At 59.7% G+C, this 22,185-nt stretch carries 17 protein-coding genes; 9 read left to right on the forward strand and 8 right to left on the reverse strand.

All coding sequences use genetic code 11. From position 1 onward, the window contains the following. Positions 1-11: 11 nt before the first annotated feature. The 6 genes from CFBP6623_RS23935 to CFBP6623_RS23960 are packed head-to-tail and all read right to left on the reverse strand — an operon-like array spanning position 12 to position 6,521. Complete coding sequence (locus tag CFBP6623_RS23935; protein WP_080843054.1) at positions 12-902, reverse strand: carbohydrate kinase family protein; 891 nt, start codon at positions 900-902, stop codon at positions 12-14. Continuing rightward, complete coding sequence (locus CFBP6623_RS23940) at positions 899-1,939, reverse strand: ABC transporter ATP-binding protein (RefSeq protein ID WP_080843055.1); 1,041 nt, start codon at positions 1,937-1,939, stop codon at positions 899-901. The genes CFBP6623_RS23935 and CFBP6623_RS23940 overlap by 4 nt, the downstream gene beginning before the upstream one ends. Next, positions 1,939-3,453, reverse strand: coding sequence for an argininosuccinate lyase (argH, locus tag CFBP6623_RS23945; protein WP_080843056.1), 1,515 nt, complete (start codon positions 3,451-3,453; stop codon positions 1,939-1,941). The genes CFBP6623_RS23940 and argH overlap by 1 nt, the downstream gene beginning before the upstream one ends. 4 nt (positions 3,454-3,457) lie before the next feature. Then, positions 3,458-4,300, reverse strand: coding sequence for a carbohydrate ABC transporter permease (locus CFBP6623_RS23950; protein ID WP_046801194.1), 843 nt, complete (start codon positions 4,298-4,300; stop codon positions 3,458-3,460). After that, positions 4,297-5,238, reverse strand: coding sequence for a carbohydrate ABC transporter permease (locus CFBP6623_RS23955; protein ID WP_080843057.1), 942 nt, complete (start codon positions 5,236-5,238; stop codon positions 4,297-4,299). Before CFBP6623_RS23955 ends, CFBP6623_RS23950 begins: the two co-directional genes overlap by 4 nt. Before the next feature lie 17 nt (positions 5,239-5,255). Beyond that, positions 5,256-6,521, reverse strand: coding sequence for an extracellular solute-binding protein (locus CFBP6623_RS23960; protein ID WP_046801196.1), 1,266 nt, complete (start codon positions 6,519-6,521; stop codon positions 5,256-5,258). Positions 6,522-6,769: 248 nt separating this feature from the next. Between CFBP6623_RS23960 and CFBP6623_RS23965 the strand changes: the two genes are divergently transcribed. From CFBP6623_RS23965 to CFBP6623_RS23975, 3 genes are read left to right on the forward strand one after another with little or no spacing between them, the layout of a single operon-like run. Continuing rightward, positions 6,770-7,996, forward strand: coding sequence for an ROK family transcriptional regulator (locus tag CFBP6623_RS23965; protein WP_046801197.1), 1,227 nt, complete (start codon positions 6,770-6,772; stop codon positions 7,994-7,996). Between the two features lie 19 nt (positions 7,997-8,015). Beyond that, positions 8,016-10,418, forward strand: coding sequence for a PIG-L family deacetylase (locus CFBP6623_RS23970; RefSeq protein WP_080843058.1), 2,403 nt, complete (start codon positions 8,016-8,018; stop codon positions 10,416-10,418). Further along, entirely contained in the window at positions 10,415-11,326 is a 912-nt protein-coding gene (locus CFBP6623_RS23975; protein ID WP_080843059.1) for a DMT family transporter, read from the forward strand. The genes CFBP6623_RS23970 and CFBP6623_RS23975 overlap by 4 nt, the downstream gene beginning before the upstream one ends. An 11-nt stretch (positions 11,327-11,337) precedes the next feature. On the opposite strand, the gene CFBP6623_RS23980 is transcribed toward CFBP6623_RS23975, so the two are convergent. Next, on the reverse strand, positions 11,338-11,805 hold the full coding sequence (locus CFBP6623_RS23980; protein WP_046801200.1) for a hypothetical protein: 468 nt from the start codon (positions 11,803-11,805) through the stop codon (positions 11,338-11,340). A gap of 73 nt (positions 11,806-11,878) precedes the next feature. After that, the gene (locus CFBP6623_RS23985) at positions 11,879-12,772 is read right to left on the reverse strand and encodes an AraC family transcriptional regulator (RefSeq protein WP_046801201.1); all 894 of its coding nucleotides are present in this window, start codon (positions 12,770-12,772) and stop codon (positions 11,879-11,881) included. Positions 12,773-12,969: 197 nt separating this feature from the next. Between CFBP6623_RS23985 and CFBP6623_RS23990 the strand changes: the two genes are divergently transcribed. The 6 genes from CFBP6623_RS23990 to CFBP6623_RS24015 all read left to right on the forward strand — a co-directional run bounded on the left by CFBP6623_RS23990 (position 12,970) and on the right by CFBP6623_RS24015 (position 22,057). Beyond that, on the forward strand, positions 12,970-14,436 hold the full coding sequence (locus tag CFBP6623_RS23990; RefSeq protein WP_080843060.1) for an alpha-glucosidase/alpha-galactosidase: 1,467 nt from the start codon (positions 12,970-12,972) through the stop codon (positions 14,434-14,436). Positions 14,437-14,540: 104 nt separating this feature from the next. Beyond that, on the forward strand, positions 14,541-16,628 hold the full coding sequence (locus tag CFBP6623_RS23995) for an ABC transporter substrate-binding protein (protein ID WP_080843061.1): 2,088 nt from the start codon (positions 14,541-14,543) through the stop codon (positions 16,626-16,628). 207 nt (positions 16,629-16,835) lie between these two features. Further along, positions 16,836-17,843: an ABC transporter permease gene (locus tag CFBP6623_RS24000; protein ID WP_046801204.1), complete on the forward strand. Its 1,008-nt coding sequence runs from the start codon at positions 16,836-16,838 to the stop codon at positions 17,841-17,843. A 19-nt stretch (positions 17,844-17,862) separates the two neighbouring features. Next, positions 17,863-18,981, forward strand: a complete 1,119-nt coding sequence (locus CFBP6623_RS24005; protein ID WP_408606506.1) for an ABC transporter permease — start codon at positions 17,863-17,865, stop codon at positions 18,979-18,981. Positions 18,982-18,993: 12 nt separating this feature from the next. Further along, entirely contained in the window at positions 18,994-20,661 is a 1,668-nt protein-coding gene (locus tag CFBP6623_RS24010; RefSeq protein ID WP_080843063.1) for an ABC transporter ATP-binding protein, read from the forward strand. Between the two features lie 22 nt (positions 20,662-20,683). Then, a complete protein-coding gene (locus tag CFBP6623_RS24015; RefSeq protein ID WP_080843064.1) occupies positions 20,684-22,057 on the forward strand; it encodes an alpha-glucosidase/alpha-galactosidase in 1,374 nt (457 codons plus the stop codon). Positions 22,058-22,185: the final 128 nt, after the last annotated feature.

The following is a 22,185-nucleotide window of genomic DNA, read 5'->3' on the forward strand; positions in this document are numbered from 1 at the left end:
GGCAGGGCGTGTCACGCGGCGGTCGCCCTTGGCGCGCCGCCCGCCGCCTGCACCGCAAGACTGCCCGCCGCAACACCCGCCTTGAGGCATTGTTCGTCGCCCAGCCGATGAAGCCATGCGTCAAGAAAGCCTGCATTAAAGGCGTCACCTGCGCCCGTCGTGTCGATGACAGGGACTTTTTGAGCCGCGGCATGCCGAAGTCCGGCTGAAGAGGATACCCATGCGCCCTGCGCACCGCCTTTGAGGGCGACGAGGGGAAAAGCCTCCGCCAGTGCCTTAATGGCCGCTTCCGGCTCTGAATGACCCGTGATTGCTTCGGCTTCCTCAAGATTGGGCAAAAAGACGTCAACCCCCGCACAGGCCTTGAGTAGTCCCTTGTCATATATCAGTGCCGCGTCCCAGCTCGGATCGAGCGAGACGGACAGGCCGTTTGCCTTGGCGCGGGAGACGAGATCGGGGATTTCGTGCAGCGTGGCGAATTCGGCGATATGCAGATGGCATGCCCCGTTCCAGGCAAAGGCGGCATCAAGCGTTGAAGGGCGAACGGCACCGGCGCGGCGCGTCAGAAACGCCCGGTCCTGCCCGACCACGCTTGCCACCGTGACTTGCGGCCCCGCATCCGCCGAATGCTCCAGAAATTGCAGGTCGACGCCGCTTTGCTGCATCTTCTCGCCGATCGCGCGTGAAAGCGTGTCGGTGCCGAGCCTTGCAAGCAACGCGGCCGGGCGGCCGATATGGGCGAAATGCGCGGCGGCGATGAAGGCCCCGCCGCCAGCGGCCATTTCCATGTCGCGGGCAAAGAGTTCCCGGCCGAGCACCGGCAATTCATCAAGCCCGGTGAAAATAAGGTCGCAATAGATCCGGCCGATGCTGATGACGGCTGATTTTTCTGTTGTCATCATGCACGGCCCAGAAGCTTTTCCGTTTTCGCATCGAAAAGGTAGAGCGCCCCCGCCTCGGCGCGGCATTGCAGCCGGCTGCCGACGGCCGGAATGGATTTGCCTCTGGCTGTTGCTATCACGGAGGTCGTGTCCGTATCCAGATGAACCAGCGTTTCCGGACCGAGCGGCTCAACGGCCGTGACCGTTCCCTCGAGAGAAAAGGCGTCCTGGGCCGCCTCGCTTTCCCCAACGAGCAGATCGTGCGGTCGGACGCCGATCAAAAGATCGCCCGTTGCCGAAGGCGCGATGCGGTTCGTCGCTCTGGCGCCGCGCAGCAGGTTCATGGAGGGACTGCCGATGAAGCGCGCGGTGAAAATATCCACCGGCGTCTCATAAAGTTCCGTCGGCGTGCCGACCTGCAATATATGGCCATCCTTCATCACCACGATCCGGTCCGCCATGGTCATGGCTTCCACCTGATCGTGGGTGACGTAGACGGTTGTTGTCTTAAGACGTTGGTGCAAGCGCTTGATTTCAATGCGCATCTGCGATCTCAGCTGCGCGTCGAGATTGGATAGCGGCTCATCGAACAGAAAGGCGGCAGGATCGCGCACCATGGCGCGGCCGATGGCGACGCGCTGCCGCTGGCCGCCCGACAGGGCCGCGGGACGGCGGTCAAGCAGGGCTTCCAGTCCCAGCACCCGGCCGGCCTCTTCAATGCGCCGGTTCTTTTCCGCCTTGTCGAGCTTCGATGTATAAAGCCCGAAGCCGATATTCTGGCGAACCGTCATATGCGGGTAGATCGCATAGTTCTGGAAGACCATGGCGATGTTGCGTTGTTTCGGCTCTTTCTCGTTGACGACATTTCCGGCGATCTTGAGCGTGCCATCGGAAATCTCTTCCAGCCCGGCGATCATTCTGAGCGTAGTGGATTTGCCGCAGCCGGAAGGGCCGACAAAAACGACGAATTCGCCGTCTTCAATGGCCAGGTCTATGCCTTTGACCGCTTCGACCTTGCCGTAGCGCTTCACGAGTTGATTGAGTTCGATTGTCGCCATTATCGCGCTCCCGTCAGGGCGGTAAATTTCTCTGTCAGTTCGGTGGCCTTCGCCGCTTCGTGGTCGGCGGATCGCTGTGCTTCCGCTGCCAACGCACCCAGCTTGTCTCGATAGGCCGCAATGGCCTCCCGCATCGGTTCGGGGGCAGGGCCGCCAAAGCGGCTGCGAACCGCGACGAAGTGCTCCGGCGAGACGATCTGCCTGAACTTTTCCTCGTCAATGCCGGTCTCGCGTCCTGTCAGCTCATTGAAGGCCTTGAGGAACGGGTGATAGCCGTCATTCGGCAGATCGCCCTTCAGGGCGACGACGCTTCTGGCGACGGTCGCGGCAATTTCATGCGCCTGGCGGAACGACAGGTCTTCGATGCGGACAAGCGAATCCGCCAGTTCCGTGATGGTGATGCAGGAACGGCGGATGTTCTGGTCGACCCTTTCAGGATCGATGCTGATCTGGCCAACGAGGCTGGCGAGAAGATCGAGAACCCGGCCGGCGGAAGCGAAGGCCTCGTAACCCATGCCCTGGGTTTCGCCTTCGCTGTCGTTCATGTCGGTGAAGGGCGTATTGTGCATCACATCAAGCACGGTACGCGCCCGGCCGAATGTCTGGCTGGCGAGGTGGCGCAGATGTTCGATCGGCACCGGGTTGCGCTTCTGCGGCATGATGGAGGAAATCTGTACCAGCGAATTTGGCACGTAGATCTGGCCAACTTCGAAGCTCGTCCAGAACTGGAAATCCTGAATGAGCCGACCGAGATGCAGGAACATCAGCTCGATCGCGCCGTAGGTTGCTGTCGTATAATCGACGGCGGCGATGCAGGAATAGGAATTGCGCAGTGGCGCGGCAAAGCCCAGCAATTCGGCAACGCGTGCACGGTCGATTGGAAAGCCCGAGGTGGTGATGGCGGCAGCGCCCATCGGCGAAAGGTCAACGATGCGGCGCGCCTCAGCGAAGCGGTCAATATCCCTTATCAACACCTCGATGGCGGCGGAAAGGTAATGGCCGAAGGTCGTGGGCTGGGCGGGCTGCCCATGCGTATAGGCCACAATCAGCGTGGACTGATTGCGCTCGGCGGCATCGATCAGCGCTTTCAGCAGAACGCGTGCCTTGGCGGTGAGCGTGTCGATCTTGTCCTTGAGGCCGATCTTGAACAGCGTGTGATCGATATCGTTGCGCGAACGGGCCGTGTGCAGGCGACCTGCCACATCGACGCCGATGCGGGCTTTCAGTTCCTTTTCGATCAGGAAGAAGAAATCCTCGACCTCGCCGGTATAGACAAGTTCCGATGGCTCGATGGTCCTGTCGATATCCTCAAGCGCGCCGGCGATTTTGGCCGCCGTTTCGGCGTCGAGAATGCCGGTTTCCCGAAGCATGACGAGATGGGCGCGGTCGATGCGGCGGAAGCCGTCGACATGGTGGTTCTTGGCACCGTCGAAAAGCGGGCGCAGCACTGTTTCCTTGTAGACAGGGTCGGGAAACTTGCTGGTATCCGATTGGCGCGGGTTGATATCGGCCATGATATTATCCTTTCAGACCCGCCAGCATCACACCGCGCACGATGTAGCGTTGCAGGACGATGAAGACGATAAGGGTGGGGATGGTCGCAATGGCTGCGCCCGTCATGATCATTTCCCACTGGATCTGCTGCTCCACGGCAAAGCTCGAGAGGCCGACCGGCAGGGTATAGAGTTCCTTGCTGGTCGTGACGATCAGCGGCCAGAAAAAGGCTGTCCAGTTGCCAAGGAAGGTGAAGATCGCGAGTGCGGAGAGCGCCGGCGTCACCAGTGGCAGGGCGACTTTCCACCAGATCTGGAATTCGTTCAGCCCGTCGACGCGCGCGGCCTCGATGAAATCGTTAGGAACCGTCTCGAAGAACTGCTTCATCAGGAAGGTGCCGAAGGCCGTCATCATGCCCGGAAACATGATGCCCCAGTAGCTGTCGAGCCAGCCCAGCTGGCTGGACATCAGATACCACGGAATAACGAGCATTTCGGTCGGTATCATCAGTGTCGAGAGGATTGCGAGGAAGATGAAGTATCGACCACGGAACTCGAACTTCGCCAGCGTATAACCGACCAGACTGTCGAAGAAACAGTTGGAAATGGTGACGACAACGGCGACCAGCATCGAGTTGAAAAACCAGCGCAGGAAACGGCCGTCAGCCATGACGGTGATGTAGTTTGCGATTGTCGGCGCAGCCGGGATGAGCCTGAGATCATAGACTTGATCCGCCGTCTTGAACGATGTCGAGAACATGAACAGCAGCGGCGAAACCATGATCAGGCCACCGATGAACAGCAGCGTCCAGGCGAGAATGCGGCCGGGTCGGATGCGGGCGTGGGAGAGTGGCGACGCTTCGCTCATTTTTTTTCCCTCAGGACCCAGAGCTGGATCAGCGATACGACGAGAAGAATGGTGAACAGGACGACCGTCTGCGCGGCGGCATAGCCCATCGCATAGGAGTTGAATGCGGTCTGGTAGATCATCAGCACCAGCGGTTTGGTGGAACCGAGCGGCCCGCCCGGATCATTGGTGGTCATGTTATAGACCTGGTCGAAAATGCGCAGGAAGCCGATGGATGAAAACACCACGAGGAAAACGGTGGTGGGTTTCAGAAGCGGCAAGGTTATCTTGCGCAGGATCGCCCATTCACCCAGCCCGTCGATACGGGCGGCTTCGTAGAATGTCGTCGGAATGGCGCGCAGGCCTGCCATGAAGATGATGATCTGGAAACCGAGGCCCGCCCAGATGGCGGTTACCATCACCGAATAAAGCGCCTGATCGGTGGAGCGAATAAATGGCTGCTGGGGAATGCCGATGAGGCCGAGAACGTCGTTGATGATGCCGATGGGCGGCGGCTGATAGAACCAGCGCCAAACCCAGGCCATGGCGGCAGCCGTGGTCAGGTATGGCAGGAAATAAAGCGCGCGGATGAAGCCGTGCAGAATGCGCACCCGGTCCAGATAAAACGCGATGACGAAAGCCAGAACGAGGCTGATCGGCGTACCGACGATAAGATAGGCAAAGGTGTTCTTGAACACCTTCCAGAATTGCGGGTCCTTGAACAGCTTGACGTAATTGGCGATGCCGATGAACTTTGCCGGTCGCAGCAGGTCCCAGTTGGTGAAGGATAGATAGAAGGCCTGCAGCGTCGGGTAAAAACGGATGACGCTGTAAAAGAGGATCGGGATTGCCAGAAAGCTCCAGATCCACAAAAGCCGTTTGGTGCGCATGGAAAGGCGATCTCCGAAGGAGCCGCCGGGGCGGCCGGGTGCCGCCCCCTGTTGATCGATCGCTGTCATTGTTGGACCTGCGGTTTTCAGGGTTTCGCCGCGTCGATGATTTCCTGCTCGGCCTCGGCGGCCTGCTTGATGGAATCTTCGACCGACTGACCTTCGAGCAGGACCCGGTTGGTCATGTCGATGGCGTTCTGCCGCTGGGCGGCTTCATCCATGAACAATGTTGTATGGGCATATTCCAGACCCTTCAGGAACGGCGCGTAGATCGGGTCCTTCAGGTTTTCTTCTGTCAGCGCCGCAGAGCGCCGCGCCGGCAACTCGCCCACCGTCTTCAGCCAGATCGCCATGGCTTCCGGGGAGGAGATATAGGCGAGGAACTTCTTCGACGCCTCAAGCTCTTCACCTGTCGTCTTGGCGCTGATGCCGTTGGCGAAGTAGCTCGCATAGTTGGAGCGGATATTCTTGTCATTGGTGGGAAGTTCGGTCACGCCCCATTCGAAATCCTTGATGGTGCGGAACGAGCCCAGCCGGAAGGTGCCGTCGATGGTCATACCGGCCTTGCCGGCGCGGAAGGCGGCCTGGCCTTCATCCATGAAGCCGGCCTGACCGATCTTCTTTTCAAGCTGCAGGCTGGTGTAGAATTTCAGCGCCTGAACGCCCGCCTCGCTGTTATAGGCGACCTTCTGGTCGTTGTCGGTATAGGGTTCGCCACCATATTGGCGAATGAGAATCTCACGCCACCACTGGTGATCCTGCCCGCCCATGTCGAGCGTGGAGCCGGCGACCGTCAGGTTTCCGGCGGCGTCGTGCTTGGCGATCTTTTCCGCGGCTGCCACGAATTCATCGAGCGTCTTCGGCGGATTGGCGGCGTCGAGACCTGCTTCGGTGAAGAGCTTCTTGTTGTAGAAGAGCGCCAGCGAACGAACCGCTGTCGGCAGGCCGTAATAATCGTCGCCGCGTTTCATGGCGCTGACGATCGGGAAAAATTCGCTTTCGATCTTGTCATGCGGGAAGGCGTCGGTTGGCAGCGGCTGCAGGATGCCGCCGGCTGCGAATTTATCCAGCCAGCCATAGAAGAGCTGCATCACGTCCGGGCCCTTGCCGGAAAGATTGGCGGCGATGACGCGCGTCTGGTAATCGGCGTATGGAAAGGTCACCTGCTTGACGGTGATGTCAGGATTGGCCTTCTGGAATTCCGCGATCAGCTCATCCATGGCCTTTACGCGTGTGTCGAAGACATATTGCCAATATTCGATTTCAACCGCCTGCGCGGCGTTGAATGCAAATGTGCTGAAACCGGCGACCAAGCCGGCGAACAGAGTTGCCCTGCGCATGTAACCCTCCATTTCCTCCGTCCGGTCTTCCGGATGCGGAGTGATCGTTCCCTTTATCCGCGCTTTCGCGCGTGCTCATTCACTCGCCCGGCAACGGGAATTTTTGTGTCCCATCCCCCATGCGAGCCTGACCCCCGGTCGTTCTCTACGGTTCTCCGAACACGGGCATTTGTCAATAAGATAATTTACTTGAATTATTATATTGCGCTTATCGTCATTTGGACGTTATGAATTTTCTAAGGGACGGGGAAATTGAAGAGATGACGGTGCACACGGTGGATGCCTATCCCGTAGCAATCGGAAAAAATCCTGAGCGGAGCCGCGAGCATAACAGGCGAGTCGTCCTCGACCTCGTCAGGCGTCACGGATCGCTCGGTCGCGCCCAGATCGCCAAGATCACCCATCTGACAGCCCAGGCAGTCGCCAACATCGTCGATGAGCTGGTGGGTGAAGAATTGCTGAAGGAACTCGGCCGACGCCGCACCGGCAGGGGTCAGCCGCCGATCCAGTTCGCCGTCAATCCGGATGGCGGCGCGACGATCGGCGTGGAAATCGCCGCCGACCATATGGTCACCGTCGGCCTCGATCTCGCCGGCGTGCTGCGCACCCATCGCGTCACGCCGCTGACGGACACCACTCCGGAGGCCATATTCAAGACCTTTGCCGCCGAGCATGCGGCTGTTGCGAAAAATCTCGGTTGCAGGCTGCTCGGCACCGGCGTCGTCATGCCCGGTCCCTTCGAGATCGATGGCATGACCTCGGTCGGGCCAACGACCCTTTCCGGCTGGGGCGGCATCGATGCCCGCCAGATGCTGAGCGACGCCTGCGGCCAGCCGGTTGTGGTGGAAAATGACGCGACAGCCGCTGCCGTCGGGGAGCGCCTGTTCGGCGCGGGGTTGGCGATCCCCAATTTCTGCATGATCTATTTCGGCGTCGGTATCGGTCTTGGCATCATTCAGGATGGCTCGCCCTATCGCGGTGCATTCGGAAACGCCGGCGAAATCGGCCACGTCACCGTATCGCCGCGGGGCAGGGCCTGCCCGTCCTGCGGGCAAAAAGGCTGCCTGGAAGCCTATGCTTCCGTTTACGTGCTGAAGGAAAAGCTTAGCCATGCCGGTATCGCCGATACCGAACTTGGCGATCTTGAAGCTCTGTTCAAAGCCGGCGATCCGGTCGTGACAGAGTGGATCGACGATGCCTCGGCCCATCTCGCGCCGATGATTGCCATGCTGGAGAACATTCTCGATCCGCAGACCGTCATCCTCGGTGGCGCGCTGCCGGAGGTCATCATCAGCGAAATCATTCAGCGCATGGGGGATTTGCCGACCTCGGTCGCAAGCCGGCGGCAGCGGGAACTGCCGCGCGTCATGCACGGCAAATCAGGGCAGTTGACCGCCGCCCTTGGCGCTGCGGCGCTGCCGCTGTTCGATATCGTCACACCAAAACTGGAGACATCCCCGGGAGCCGCAGCACAGGCGCCGGGCTGAATATTGGAGGAGACCGCCCATGCTTACCCCCCGCGAACGCATCGAACGGCAGATGGCCGATCCATGGCTCGTTCGCCTGCATCGCAAGCTGAGCGCGCTGAAATCCACCGCCACCATCATGCATACCGGCGCGCATCCGGATGATGAGCAGAACGGCCTTCTCGCCTATTTCCGCATGGAACTGGGCATGCGGATCATCATTGCCTGTTCGACACGCGGCGAGGGCGGGCAGAACGCGCTGGGGCCGGAAAGACTGGGCGCGCTTGGTGTCATTCGCTCGCGGGAACTCGAAGAGGCCGCCCGTGTCATCGATGCCGACATAAGCTGGCTTGGCCACGGACCGGCGGATATGATCCATGATTTCGGTTTCTCCAAGGATGGCGACCAGACCTTCGGCCGCTGGGGGCAGCAGCGCATCGTCGAAAGATTGGTGCGGGCCTATCGCAAGGAGCGTCCCGATATCGTCATCCCGACATTTCTCGATGTGCCGGGCCAGCACGGGCACCACCGCGCCATGACACGGGCTGCAAGAAGCGCGATTGCGCTGGCGGCCGATCCTTCCGCTTACCCTGAACATTTCTCCGAGGGGCTGAAGCCCTGGAAGGTGGCGAAGTTCTACCTTCCGGCATGGTCGGGCGGTGGTGATACCTATGATGACGAAGTGCCGCCGCCGGAAACCACCCTGACGATCAATGCGGTCGGCAAGGAGCCGGCGACCGGTGCGGAATATGACCGTATCGGCGAATGGTCACGTTATTACCATGCCTCGCAGGGAATGGGGCACTGGCCAAAGCGTGCACAGGAACTCTGGCCGCTTCATCTCGAACTCTCTGACGCCGCCAATCGAGAAGAAGGATCGATCCTCGACAACCTGCCATCGACGCTTGCCGCCCTTGCCGGCGTTGCGGGGCTGGATGCCGAATCCCAGAAAGCACTGGTCGAGGCCGAAAAGGCCATCAACCGGGCGATTGCGGCTTTTCCCGACACGCGGGAAATCACCAGATCGCTACTTGATGCGGCGGCCCTTCTGCAAAAGGTGGATGAAGCCGCGGCAAGTGAATTCACGGACTTGCACGGCCACAGGATCACGCGCAAACGGGCTGAAGTCGATGCTGCCATTCTGACCGCGCTTAATCTTTTCGAGCGGGCCTATGCCGAGCCGGCAGAGATCGTTCCGGGTGGGGAAACGTCGCTTTCTGTGGAGCTTTCCGACCGGGCGGCGGAATTCGATATCAAGGTAACACCGGTTCTTCCGAGTGGAGTGTCGTCGTCCATCAGGTCGTTGGGACAGACAGTTGTCTTTTCCCTTGCCGCCGATCAAACCACGGCTGTCTCAGGTCTCTATCAGCCGGACTGGAAGGCGGCTGGCGGCAACGGCCATGGTTTCGTACGTGTGGCTGCAACGCTTGAGGGGCGGGAGGTTTCCGCCTTCTTTGATCTGGAAGAACCGTTTTTTGTTACGCCGGCGCAGTCGCTCACGCTTTCGCCGGATGCTTTTCTCGTTCCGCTGGGGCAAGGCCGGGACACACATGTGTTTCAGGCCCTTGTGAAAGGCGCGGATACACCGATTTCATTCAGGGGCGCTGGCGGCTGGAATGTGCAAAAATCGGGAGACGACTGGATTGCCGAACGCACGGGCGAGGGCGCTGCGGGGCTTTCACAGCTTGAGGCGATCTCCGGTTCGCAGCCGGCTTTCCAGGTCACCCCTATCGCCTATCCGCATATTGGCAGGGCGCGGTTTCTGGCCCCGTCCGTCATGAAAATTCTGTCGCTGGACCTCAAACTGCCCAAGGGCGCGCGGATCGGTTATGTCGGCGGCGGTGCGGACCGGGTCGGTTCATGGCTGTCGCGTATAGGTCTCGATGTCACCGAACTTGACGCGCAGGCGCTCGGCGGCGATCTCTCGTCTTTCACGACAATTGTCGTCGGCATATTCGCCTTCGGCATCCGCAGGGATCTCACTGCTGCGACGGAGAAGCTCCATCGCTTTGTCGAAAACGGCGGCCATCTCATCACGCTCTATCACCGGCCGACCGACGGATGGAACCCGGAGACAACGCCGGTCCGGCGACTTGAAATCGGCAAGCCGTCCCTGCGCTGGCGGGTAACGGACCCGAAGGCGGAGGTGACGGTGCTGTTGCCCGATCATCCGCTGCTTGCCGGCCCCAATGTCATCGATGCCGCCGACTGGGCGGGCTGGGACAAGGAGCGCGGGCTTTATTTCGCCTCGCGCTGGGATGACGTGTACGAGCCATTGCTCGCCATGCACGATGTCGATGAACAGCCTCTCAAGGGCGCGCTGGTCTCGGGCGTCATCGGCAAGGGCCGTCACACCCATACCAGCCTCGTGCTGCATCACCAGATGGACAAGCTTGTGCCGGGGGCGTTCCGCCTCATGGCAAACCTTGTGCAACCGGCGTGAATGCCCACGGACAAAGTGAGAAACAGGAAAACCCGCGCGAAACCGATACGCGCGCCGGTATCGGCTGGCTGTTGCTGGACATGACCCTTGTTGCGGGAGGAATGACAGCGCTGGTCAAGGCGCAGGGTGTTACCTATCCCGCCTTCCAGCTCGTCTTCATCCGGGCGATGATCGGCCTTATCTTCATCCTGCCTTTGATCTGGCGGCATCGGATGGAGATGCTGCGCGTCAAATATCCCTGGCGCAACCTCTTCCGCATCTGCTGCAACGCCATTGCGCTCACCAGCAATTTCATCGCCATCACCCTCCTGCCGCTTGCCACGGTCAACGCCGTCGGCTTCTCCCGACCATTGGTGACGATGGCGATGGCCGTTGCTTTTCTCGGTGAAAGAGTGAGTCGGTATCGCTGGGCCGGAGCCTGCCTCGCATTTGCCGGCGTGCTTGTCGTCATCGGGCCGGGTGGGGCGGAGTTTAACGGGGGCGTGCTTGTCGTCCTCGTATCTGTGGTGTTCGGCGCACTTGCAGTGATCCAGACCCGGGCGTTGCGGCAGGAAAACACCACGGTCATGATGGTGTTTTATACCGTTGGCCTTGCCGTCATCACTGCTGTTCCGGCGATCTGGACATGGAAGCCGGTTGCGCCGCTCGACTGGGGTCCGCTGCTGGCCATCGGGCTTCTGGCGCAGATGGGGCAATATTGCTTCCTGCGGGCTTATCGTATCGCCGATGCCAGCGTTCTTGCACCCGTCAGCTATCTCTCGATCCTGTTCGTCACGGCTGTCGGATATTTCATCTTTGACGAGGTGCCCGAAACCCGTGTCGTGCTCGGCATCGCCATCATCCTCGTTTCGTTGCAGTCCACCGCACTTGTGGAATATGTTTTAAAGAAGCTGCGCCGCCGGAAGTAACGGAAACGCCCTTACCTCTGGAATTCCAAGACCCTCAGCCGGATCCAGTTCAAGGTCGCCAGTTTGGCGCGATCGTAAAAGGAACGGGCGAAGCGCACATAGCGCATGATCCAGGCGAGCCAGGCATAGGTGAGGAGCTTTTCCTTCCCCGCGTGATAGATGCGTTCGACGATCAGGAAGGTTGCGAGATGGGCGAGGATCGTGACACCGATCCCTGTCTTGATTGCACCATGGGCAATCAGGAGAAGGCCGACGATCTTCATGGGTTCGGCAATAGCGAAGGGCACGGCGAGACAGAGAAGAATGGCGAGACGCGGCAAGTCGGCGATCCGGTTTTCCAGTCGCCTGATGAATGTTATGCCGGATATGGCCCTGATGACAGGCCGATAAAGCGGCCGGAAAATTCCGTCGAGGATCAGTGCAAATACGATGATTGCCCTGATTGGAAAAACGAGGATCGTGCGGACTTTGCTGTTCACCTCAGCCGGTCTCCAAGGAGGTTGTTCAGTCCATTCTTAGTCGCCTGAAACGTGGCAAAACGAAGTTGTTTTTTCAGGTTCCGTCCTGCCGAACGCTCGCATACATGCCGGTGGTGCGAAATTCGCTGGGGTTCGTGCCGTAAAGACGGCGGAAGACCTTGGAGAAATAGTTCGGATCCTCGAACCCACACAGCACGGAAACCTCCTTGATCGGGATGTTTGCGGCCGTGGTGAGAAGCTTGGCCGCCCGCCTCAATCGGCGTTGCAGCACGAATTCAGCGGGCGGCATGCCTTCGCTTGCCGTGAAGATGCGGGAAAAATGCGCGCGGCTGAGGCCGGCGACGCCCGCAAGGTCGCTGACGGAAAGACGCTCGCCGAGATGGCTGTCTATGTGGCTCAGCACCTGTTGCAGGGTGCGATATTCGCCGCCGAAAGAAGGGTGCGAACCGAAGACATCATCATAAAGCGTCATAGCTGCTTCATAGGCCACGGCGGAGGCGGCCCCTGGTGTTTCCGCGCCATTAACGAGGCGCGAACAGCATTCGGCAAGGTGATCGACGGTTTCGGACTGGAGCTTGAGGATCGGGCCGGTGACGGCGAGGATGTTGCGGTGAATGCGCAGGGCTTCCTCGCCATTCATGGAAATCCAGAAGAATTCCCACTCCTTGCCCTCTTCCAGCCAGTAGCGGTGATTGTGCGGGATGAGCAGCAGCAGGGTTTCGCCCGGCTTCACCACATAGTGGCGGTTCTCGTAACGCAGGTTGCCCTGTCCGCTGATACAATATTGCAGCACCGTGAAGGGCGTCTGGCCGCGCTTGCGTCCGTCCCAGTCGTAATTGCCGCCGCGGCGGATTTCATAACCGCTGCTGGTCGGCATGGTGTGCAGCGTCTGGCGGCCGCGCGGCAGCGAGACGGTGCGCATGCCCGGTCCCTGATCGATCAAATCGTGCAGCACAAAATTACCCATGAAAGCATAATCCTTCTCTGGTCCTCACCCTCTTTATACGCATAATCCCGATCCGAGGAGACAGCCAACGGGATATTGTTGCTGAAAAATTGGGAGGAAGGCCGGTTTTCCGGGATTCTTACGGGTATTTTTCTACAGCGCCATTTCATGACCCTTCGGCCCGTTTCACCCGTTCGATTTGCAACAGAGGTGGCGTTATGAGTTTCAAAATCGCTATTATTGGCGCAGGCAGCGTCGGTTTCACGAAAAAACTGTTCACCGATCTCCTGTGCGTGCCGGAGTTTCGCGACATTGAAGTCGCGTTGACGGATATCAGCCAGCACAATCTCGATATGATCAAGGCGATCCTTGAAAAGATCGTCGAGGCCAATGGTTTTCCGGTGAAGGTGACAGCCGATACCGACCGCCGCAGGGCGCTGGAGGGTGCCAAATACATCATCAGCTGCGTGCGGGTCGGCGGTCTGGAAGCCTATGCCGACGATATCCGTATTCCGTTGAAATATGGCATCGATCAGTGCGTCGGCGATACGATCTGCGCCGGCGGCATTCTCTACGGCCAGCGCAACATTCCGGTCATCCTGGATTTCTGCAAGGATATCCGCGAGGTCGCGGCACCCGGCGCAAAATTCCTGAACTATGCCAACCCCATGGCGATGAACACGTGGGCGGCCATCGAATATGGCAAGGTAGATACGGTTGGTCTCTGCCATGGCGTGCAGCACGGTGCCGAACAGATCGCCGAAATTCTCGGTGCGAAAAGCGTGTCCGAACTGGATTACATCTGCTCGGGCATCAACCACCAGACATGGTTTATCGATCTGAGACTGAACGGCCGCAAGATCGAAAAGGACGAGTTGATCGCCGCCTTCGAAGCGCATCCGGTCTTCTCGCAGCAGGAGAAGCTGCGCATCGATGTGCTGAAGCGTTTCGGCGTCTATTCGACGGAAAGCAACGGCCATCTCTCCGAATATCTGCCGTGGTATCGCAAGCGGCCGGAGGAAATCGCCCGCTGGATCGACATGTCCGACTGGATTCACGGCGAAACCGGCGGGTATCTCCGCCATTCCACCGAAACGCGCAACTGGTTCGAAACGGAGTTTCCGCAGTTCTTGGCATCCGCCGCCAAGCCCATCGACCCGGCGAAGCGCTCCAACGAACATGCGAGCCACATTCTGGAAGCGCTGGAAACCGGGCGCGTCTATCGCGGCCATTTCAACGTCAAGAACAATGGCGTCATCAGTAACCTGCCTGCGGATGCGATCATCGAATCGCCCGGCTTCGTTGATCGTTTCGGCATCAACATGGTCTCGGGCGTGACGTTGCCGGAAGCTTGTGCTGCCACCTGCATGGCCTCCATCAACGTCCAGCGCATGTCTGTCCATGCGGCGGTGAGTGGCGATATCGATCTTCTGAAACTTGCGGTGCTGCATGACCCGCTGGTCGGCGCTGTCGCTACGCCGGAGGAGGTTTGGCAGATGGTCGATGAGATGGTTGTCGCGCAGGCGCGCTGGCTGCCTCAATACGCCGATGCCGTGCCGGCCGCCAAGGAGCGGCTTGCGAAATCCAGCGTCAAGACCCGTGACTGGGCGGGAGCTGCGCGCCGCAATGTGCGCTCCATCGAGGAATTGCGGGCCGAAAAATCGGCGTTGAAAAAGGCCGTTTGAGGAAAAGCGAGGAAACAGGCCGGCGGCAAAAGGGAGTTTGCCGCCCGGTCGCAACGATCAAAGAGGGTGGGCGGTCGAAGGGCTGCCATTTGGGAGGAATGACGATGTTACTTCAATGCAAGATTGGTATCATCTCGGCACTGGGTCTCGGTGTTTCGATGATCGCACTCAATGCGAATGCCTTCGAGACCACCACGCCGCCGGAGCCGCCGCAATTTCCGGCCGAAGGCAAGATCAATTATGTCGCGCGCGACTCGATCCTCGAATTCAAGGCGCTGCCGAATTACAGCGAACCCGACTGGGTCAGCGAGAAATTCGAAAAGACCGGCAAATTGCCGCCGCTGAAGGAGCGTTTGCCGGAAGAGCCGCTGGTCTACAAGGCGGCCAACATGCCCGACGGCGCCGGCGTTTACGGCGACACGATGCGCCATGTGGTCGGCGGCAGGCCCGAAGGCTGGAACTATATTGCCGGCCAGAGCCAGGGTTGGGGTGGCATCGATATCGCCCTTTCCGAATGCCTGACGCGCACCGCACCGCTCTTCCAGGTGGATGCCAAGGACACCGAACCGCTGCCCAATCTGGCGAAAAGCTGGGAATGGTCCGAAGACGGCCACAGGCTGACGATGCATCTCGTCAAGGGCGCCAAGTGGTCGGACGGCGAAGCCTTCAACGCCGATGATGTGATGTTCTACTGGGAAGATGCCGTCGTCGATCCAAATGTGTCACCGCTTGGCGGCGGCGCATCGCCCGAGGCTTTCGGTGAGGGAACGACGCTCAAGAAGATCGATGATTACACCGTGGAGTGGACCTTCAAGGCCGCTTTTCCCAAGCAGTATCTCTACACCATGGCCTATCCGAGCTTCTGCCCCGGACCGTCGCATATACTGAAACCGCAGCATCCGAAATATTCCAAGAACACCTATAACCAGTTCAAGAACGCTTTCCCGCCGGAATATATGAACATGCCGGTCATGGGTGCTTGGGTGCCGGTCGCCTATCGGCCCGATGATATCATCGTGCTCAGGCGCAACCCCTATTACTGGAAGGTGGATGAAAAGGGCCAGCAGCTGCCCTATCTCAACGAGGTCCACTACAAGCTTTCCACCTGGGCCGACCGTGATGTGCAGGCCGTGGCGGGATCGGGCGATTTCTCCAATCTCGAGCAGCCGGAGAACTTCGTCGCCTCGCTGAAACGCGCCGCCGATCCCAATGCGCCGGCCCGCCTTGCCTTCGGGCCGCGGCTTATCGGTTATAATCTGCAGATGAATTTTTCCGCCAATGGCTGGGGCAATCCGGACGCACGTGGACAGGCTATTCGCGAGCTGAACCGCAACGAGGTGTTCCGCCAGGCCGTGACATCGGCCCTCGATCGCAAGGCGATCGGTGACTCGCTGGTGAAGGGGCCTTTCACGGCGATCTATCCGGGCGGCATTTCATCGGGCACCAGCTTTTATGATCGCGCCTCCACGGTCTATTACCCCTTCAACCTCGAGGCAGCCAAGGCGGCGCTCGCCTCGGTTGGCCTGAAGGATACCGATGGCGATGGTTTCCTGAATTTCCCCAAGGAAACGCTTGATGGTCGCAATGTCGAAATTACCCTTCTCGTTAATAATGGCTATGCGACGGACAAGAGCCTCGCGGAAGGTCTCGTCGGCCAGATGGCGAAACTCGGCCTGCGCGTCGTCATCAACAGCCTTGATTCCAACCAGCGCGATGCCGCCCATTATGGCGGGCAGTTCGACTGGCTGGTGCGCCGCAATTCCACCGAGCTTTCGTCCGTGGTGCAGAATACCGAGCAGCTTGCCCCTGTCGGCCCGCGCACCAGCTGGAACCACCGCTCTCCCGAAGGCAAGGAGCTGGACCTGATGCCGTTCGAGAAGGAGATGGCCGATCTGGTGCGGAAATTCATCTCCTCGCAGGACAATGCCGAACGGGCGGACCTGATGAAGCAATATCAGAAGGTCTATACGCAGAACCTCTATACGATTGGTCTCACCGAATATCCCGGCGCGCTGATCGTCAACAAGCGGTTCTCGAATGTGCCGCAGGGCACGCCGATCTTCATGTTCAACTGGGCTGAAGACGCCATCATCCGCGAACGCCTGTGGGTCGCGGCCGACAAGCAGGGCAAATACGAACTTTTCCCGCAGCAGCTTCCCGGCAAGCCGGGTGAGGGCGGGCCGATTAACTAAAGCATTTCCAGGAAAAGTGCGTAGCGGTTGTACGTCCGGAAAATGCGTAGAAACAAATAGCTAGCGCATTTCCAGAAAAAGGTGACCCCGCTTTTCCGCCCGGAAATGCCAATACCTTGAAGTACTCCTCCCGGAGAACACCCGGTACCGGTCGCGCGTGAAGCGCGGCCGGAGACACACGGCCCACCCAAACCGAGGAGACCGTCGATGCTGCGATTTTTGACGATACGCGTTGCATCCGCCATTCCGGTGCTGCTGATCCTGAGTGTGGTGACCTTCGCCATCATTCAGGCGCCGCCCGGCGATTATGCCGATTACATCCGCTCGCAGCTGATGAACCAGGGCGGCGCGTCTTTCGAACAGGCGGAAGCGCAGGCGCAGGCCTATCGTGTCGAACACGGTCTCGATCAGCCGCTCGTGGTGCAATATTTCAACTGGATCGGCGGCATCGTGACGCGCGGCGATTTCGGCTACAGCTTTTATTACAACAAGCCGGTCGCCGATGTGGTTGGCGAACGCCTGCCGCGCACCATTGCGCTGGCGCTGGTCTGCCACATCTTTGCATCCGTTCTCGGTATCGGTTTCGGCATCTGGGCGGCCACACGGCAATATTCCTGGGTCGACAACCTGCTCTCCACCATCGCCTTTCTCGGCATGACGATCCCGCGTTTCCTTATGGCGCTGATCCTCGTCTATCTCATGGTATTTCATTTCGACGTTTCCGAGATCGGAAGCTTCTTCTCGCCGCAATATGGCGGTGCGCCGTGGTCGTGGGGCAAATTCGTCGATCTGGTCAGTCATGTCTGGCCGGTGGTCGCCATCGCCGTCTTCGGTGGGCTGGCCTATAATATGCGGGTGATGCGCGGCAATCTGCTCGATACGCTGAATGCGCAATATGTCGAGACGGCGCGCGCCAAGGGGCTTTCGGAAGGCGCCGTCATCATGCGCCATGCGGTGCCGAATGCCGTGCACCCGCTCGTCATGTATCAGGGGGTGGTGCTGCCCTACATGCTGAGCGGCGAGATCGAAACCGCCATCATCTTCGCGCTGCCGACCGTCGGTCCCGCCATCGTCGGCTCCATGGCAGTGGGTGATGTCTATGTCACTGCGACATTCATGATGGTGCTGGCCGCCACGCTCATCATCGGCAACATCATCGCCGATATGCTTCTGGCCATGCTCGACCCGCGCGTGCGCGAATTCGGGAGGGCCTGAGATGATGGCGTTTGACGAGATGAAGAACGAAACCACCGTTGCAGCAAAACCCGACCGCTCCGCCCATGGCAATGAGAGCTATCTCGCGCTTGTCTGGCGGCGTCTGCGGCGCTCGTTCACCGGCATGATCGGGCTGGTGCTGGTGGTACTGCTGATCCTCATTGCCATCTTCGCGGATTTTTTTGCGCCGATGAACCCGCTCGAAACCCATGGCAGCTTTTCGCCGCCGCAGGTGGTGCGCTTCAGCGACAAGGACGGCAATGTCAGCCTTTCGCCGCGGGTCTATGCCATCGCCGAGACCGAAGAGCTCGATCCGATCACCTTCCAGCCCATCGTCGGGCCGGACTATGACAATCCGGTTTATCTCGGCTTTTTCGTCAAGGGCGCAGAATACAAGCTTTTGGGTCTCATCCCGATGAGCCGGCATTTCTTCGGCTCGACGGATGGCCAGCCGGTGCATTTTCTCGGAACCGATAAATTCGGACGCGACGTGCTGTCGCGCGCCATCTATGGCTCGCGCATCTCGCTTGCCATCGCGCTCAGCGTCGTCGCCATCGTCACCGTCATCGGCACCAGCGTCGGGCTGATATCAGGATATTTCGGCGGGCCTCTGGATGCCTGGATACAGCGTTTCGTGGAAGTGGTGCTCGCTTTCCCGCAATTGCCGCTTTATCTCGCGCTGACCTCACTCATTCCTGTCACCGCGCCGACGACCGTTTTCCTCGTCTTCGTCGTCGGTGTCATGTCGGCGCTCGGCTGGGCGCAGATGTCCCGCGAAGTGCGGGGCAAGACGCTGGCGCTGGCGCGTATCGATTATGTGCGGGCGGCGATTGCGGTCGGGGCCACTGACCGGCGCATCATTTTCCAGCATATCCTGCCGAATGTGATGAGCCATGTGATCGTCGCCGTCACCCTGCATATTCCAAGCGTCGTGCTGCTCGAATCCTTCCTCGGTTTCCTCGGTTTTGCGGTGAAGCCGCCGCTCATCTCCTGGGGGCTGATGCTGCAGGATACCGCCACCTATTCCGTCATCGGTTCCTATCCATGGATATTGGCCCCGGTCGGTTTCGTGCTGGTCACCGTCTTCGCCTTCAACGCGCTGGGCGATGGCCTGCGCGATGCCGTCGATCCCTATTGAGAGGAGTGTGTCATGGTTGCTGCCCAGAACAACGCCTACGCCCCTGCGATCCGCCTCGATGCCGATGACCGTCAGGACGATGCCATTATCGACGCGCGCAATATTGCCGTGACCTTCAGGGTGGAACACGGCACCGTGGAGGCGGTGAAGGATATTTCCTTCCAGCTCTATCGCGGAGAGACGATCGCCATCGTCGGCGAATCCGGTTCGGGAAAATCGGTGACGGCGCGCACCGTCATGGGCCTTTTGACGAAGCGGGCTTCCGTTTCGAAATCCGCGACCGTGCGGTTCAATGGCGACGACATCCTGAAGTTCTCCAGCCGCCAGCGCAGGGCGTTGCGTGGCAACCGCATCTCGATGATCTTTCAGGAGCCGATGAGTTCATTGAACCCGATCTATACGATCGGCAGCCAGATCGTCGAGGCGATCCGCGTTCATTCGAAACTCAGTCGGAAAGAGGCCGAGGCAAGGGCGCTCGATCTGCTGCGGCAGGTGCAGATACCGGAGCCGGAAGCGCGACTGAAGCAATATCCGCACCAGCTTTCCGGCGGCCAGCGGCAGCGTGTGATGATCGCCATGGCGCTCTCCAACGATCCGGACGTGCTGATTGCCGACGAACCCACCACCGCGCTTGATGTGACGGTGCAGGCGCAGATCCTCAATCTCATACGCGACCTGCAGAAAAAGCGCGGCATGGCCGTGGTGCTCATCACCCATGACCTGACCATTGTTAAGCAGTTTTCCGATTACGTCTATGTCATGCAGCATGGCGAGATGCGTGAGCACAACACCACGGAAAAGCTCTTCGAAGCGCCGCAGCACCCCTATACGAAGAAGCTGCTCGGCTCCGAACCGCATGGCACGGCAAAGCCGCTGCCGGAAAATTCCGGCGTGCTGCTGACGGCGAGCGGCGTGCGCGTTTCCTTCATGATGCGCTACGGCGGGCTGTTCAAACCGGAACTGAAAGAACTGATCGCCGTCGACAGTCTCGGCCTGACCCTGAGGCGGCACGAGACGCTGGGGCTCGTCGGTGAATCCGGTTCCGGCAAGACCACGTTCGGCCAATCCCTGCTGCGGCTGAACGAGCCGGTGGCCGGGGAAGTGATCTTCGACGGCGAGAGGGTCGATGGCCGCTCGCGTGCGGAAATGCGGCCCTTGCGTTCGCGTATGCAGATCGTCTTTCAGGATCCTTTTGCCTCGCTCAACCCGCGCATGACCATCGGCCAGATCATCGAGGAAGGCCTCATCATCAACGGTCTTGGCAAAACCAAGGCCGAAAGACTGGAGCGGGTGCGCGACGCGCTGGAGGCGGCGGGCATGCCCGGCAACATCCTCTCGCGTTTCCCGCACGAATTTTCCGGCGGCCAGCGCCAGCGCATCGCCATTGCCCGTGCAGTGGCGCTGGAGCCGGAATTCATCCTGCTCGATGAGCCGACCTCGGCACTCGATCTCTCCGTACAGGCGCAGATCATCGATTTGCTGCGCAAGCTGCAGGATGAGCGGGGCCTGAGCTACCTGTTCATCTCGCATGACCTGAAGGTGGTGCGCGCACTCTGCCACCGCGTCATCGTCATGCAAAGCGGCAGGATCGTCGAGGAAGGCCCCGTCGAGGACGTTCTCACTCACCCAAAAACCGAATATACTCAGCGGCTTGTAAGGGCCGCCTTCGAAATCGCTTGAATGCCAAATGCCGGAGGTAGAAATGGCAAGAGATCCCAAGATCACATTTATCGGCGCAGGTTCCACTGTTTTCATGAAGAACATCATCGGTGATGTGCTGCAGCGTCCGGCCCTGTCCGGCGCCACCATCGCGCTGATGGACATCAACCGTGAAAGGCTGGAAGAAAGCGCCATCGTCGTCAACAAGCTGATCTCGACATTGGGGGCAAAGGCGAAGGCCGAGACATATACCGACCAGAAGAAGGCGCTCGCCGGTGCGGATTTCGTCGTCGTCGCCTTCCAGATTGGCGGATACGAGCCCTGCACGGTCACCGATTTCGAGGTGCCGCGCAAATATGGCCTGCGCCAGACGATTGCCGATACGCTCGGCGTCGGTGGCATCATGCGCGGCCTGCGCACCGTGCCGCACCTGTGGAAGATTTGTGAGGACATCCTTGCCGTCTGCCCCAATGCGATCATGCTGCAATATGTCAACCCGATGGCGATCAACACCTGGGCGATCGCGGAAAAATACCCGACGATCCGGCAGGTCGGCCTTTGCCATTCCGTACAGGGCACGGCCATGGAACTCGCCCACGATCTCGATATTCCCTACGAGGAAATTCGCTATCGTTCGGCCGGCATCAACCACATGGCGTTTTTCCTCGAATTCGAGCATCGCCAGCCCGACGGCAGCTACAAGAACCTTTATCCCGATCTCGTGCGTGGTTACCGCGAAGGCCGTGCACCAAAACCCGGCTGGAACCCGCGCTGCCCCAACAAGGTCCGCTACGAGATGCTGACGCGGCTCGGTTATTTCGTCACCGAAAGCTCGGAGCATTTCGCCGAATACACGCCCTATTTCATCAAGGAGGGGCGAGAGGACCTGATTGAGAAATTCGGCATTCCGCTCGATGAATATCCCAAGCGCTGCATCGAGCAGATCGAACGCTGGAAAGGCCAGGCGGCTGCCTATCGTTCGGCCGAGAAGATCGAGGTCAAGCAGTCCAAGGAATATGCCTCCTCGATCATCAACTCGGTCTGGACCGGCGAACCCTCGGTGATTTACGGCAACCAGCGCAACAATGGCTGCATCACCTCGCTGCCGGCCAATTGCGCGGCGGAAGTGCCTTGCCTCGTCGATCACAACGGCGTGCAGCCCACCTATATCGGCGAGTTACCGCCGCAGCTCACCGCACTGATGCGCACCAACATCAATGTGCAGGAACTGACGGTGCGGGCGCTGATGACCGAAAACCGCGAGCACATCTTCCACGCGGCAATGATGGACCCGCATACGGCGGCGGAACTCGACCTCGACCAGATCTGGTCGCTGGTGGATGATCTCCTCGTCGCACACCGCGACTGGTTGCCGGAGTGGACGCAGGTGGAGGTGAAGCGGGCGCGGGCGGTGTAACGCGCGGTCGCTACAGCAAATACGAGGCTGCAGGTTTCAACCTGCGGCCTTTGACTATTCAAGGTGCAGGCCCTCTCCTCCGTCATGCCGGACTTGATCCGGCATCCAGCCACGGCGCGTCTGCGCCG

This window comes from Agrobacterium tumefaciens, from assembly GCF_005221385.1.
Lineage (GTDB): Bacteria > Pseudomonadota > Alphaproteobacteria > Rhizobiales > Rhizobiaceae > Agrobacterium > Agrobacterium tomkonis.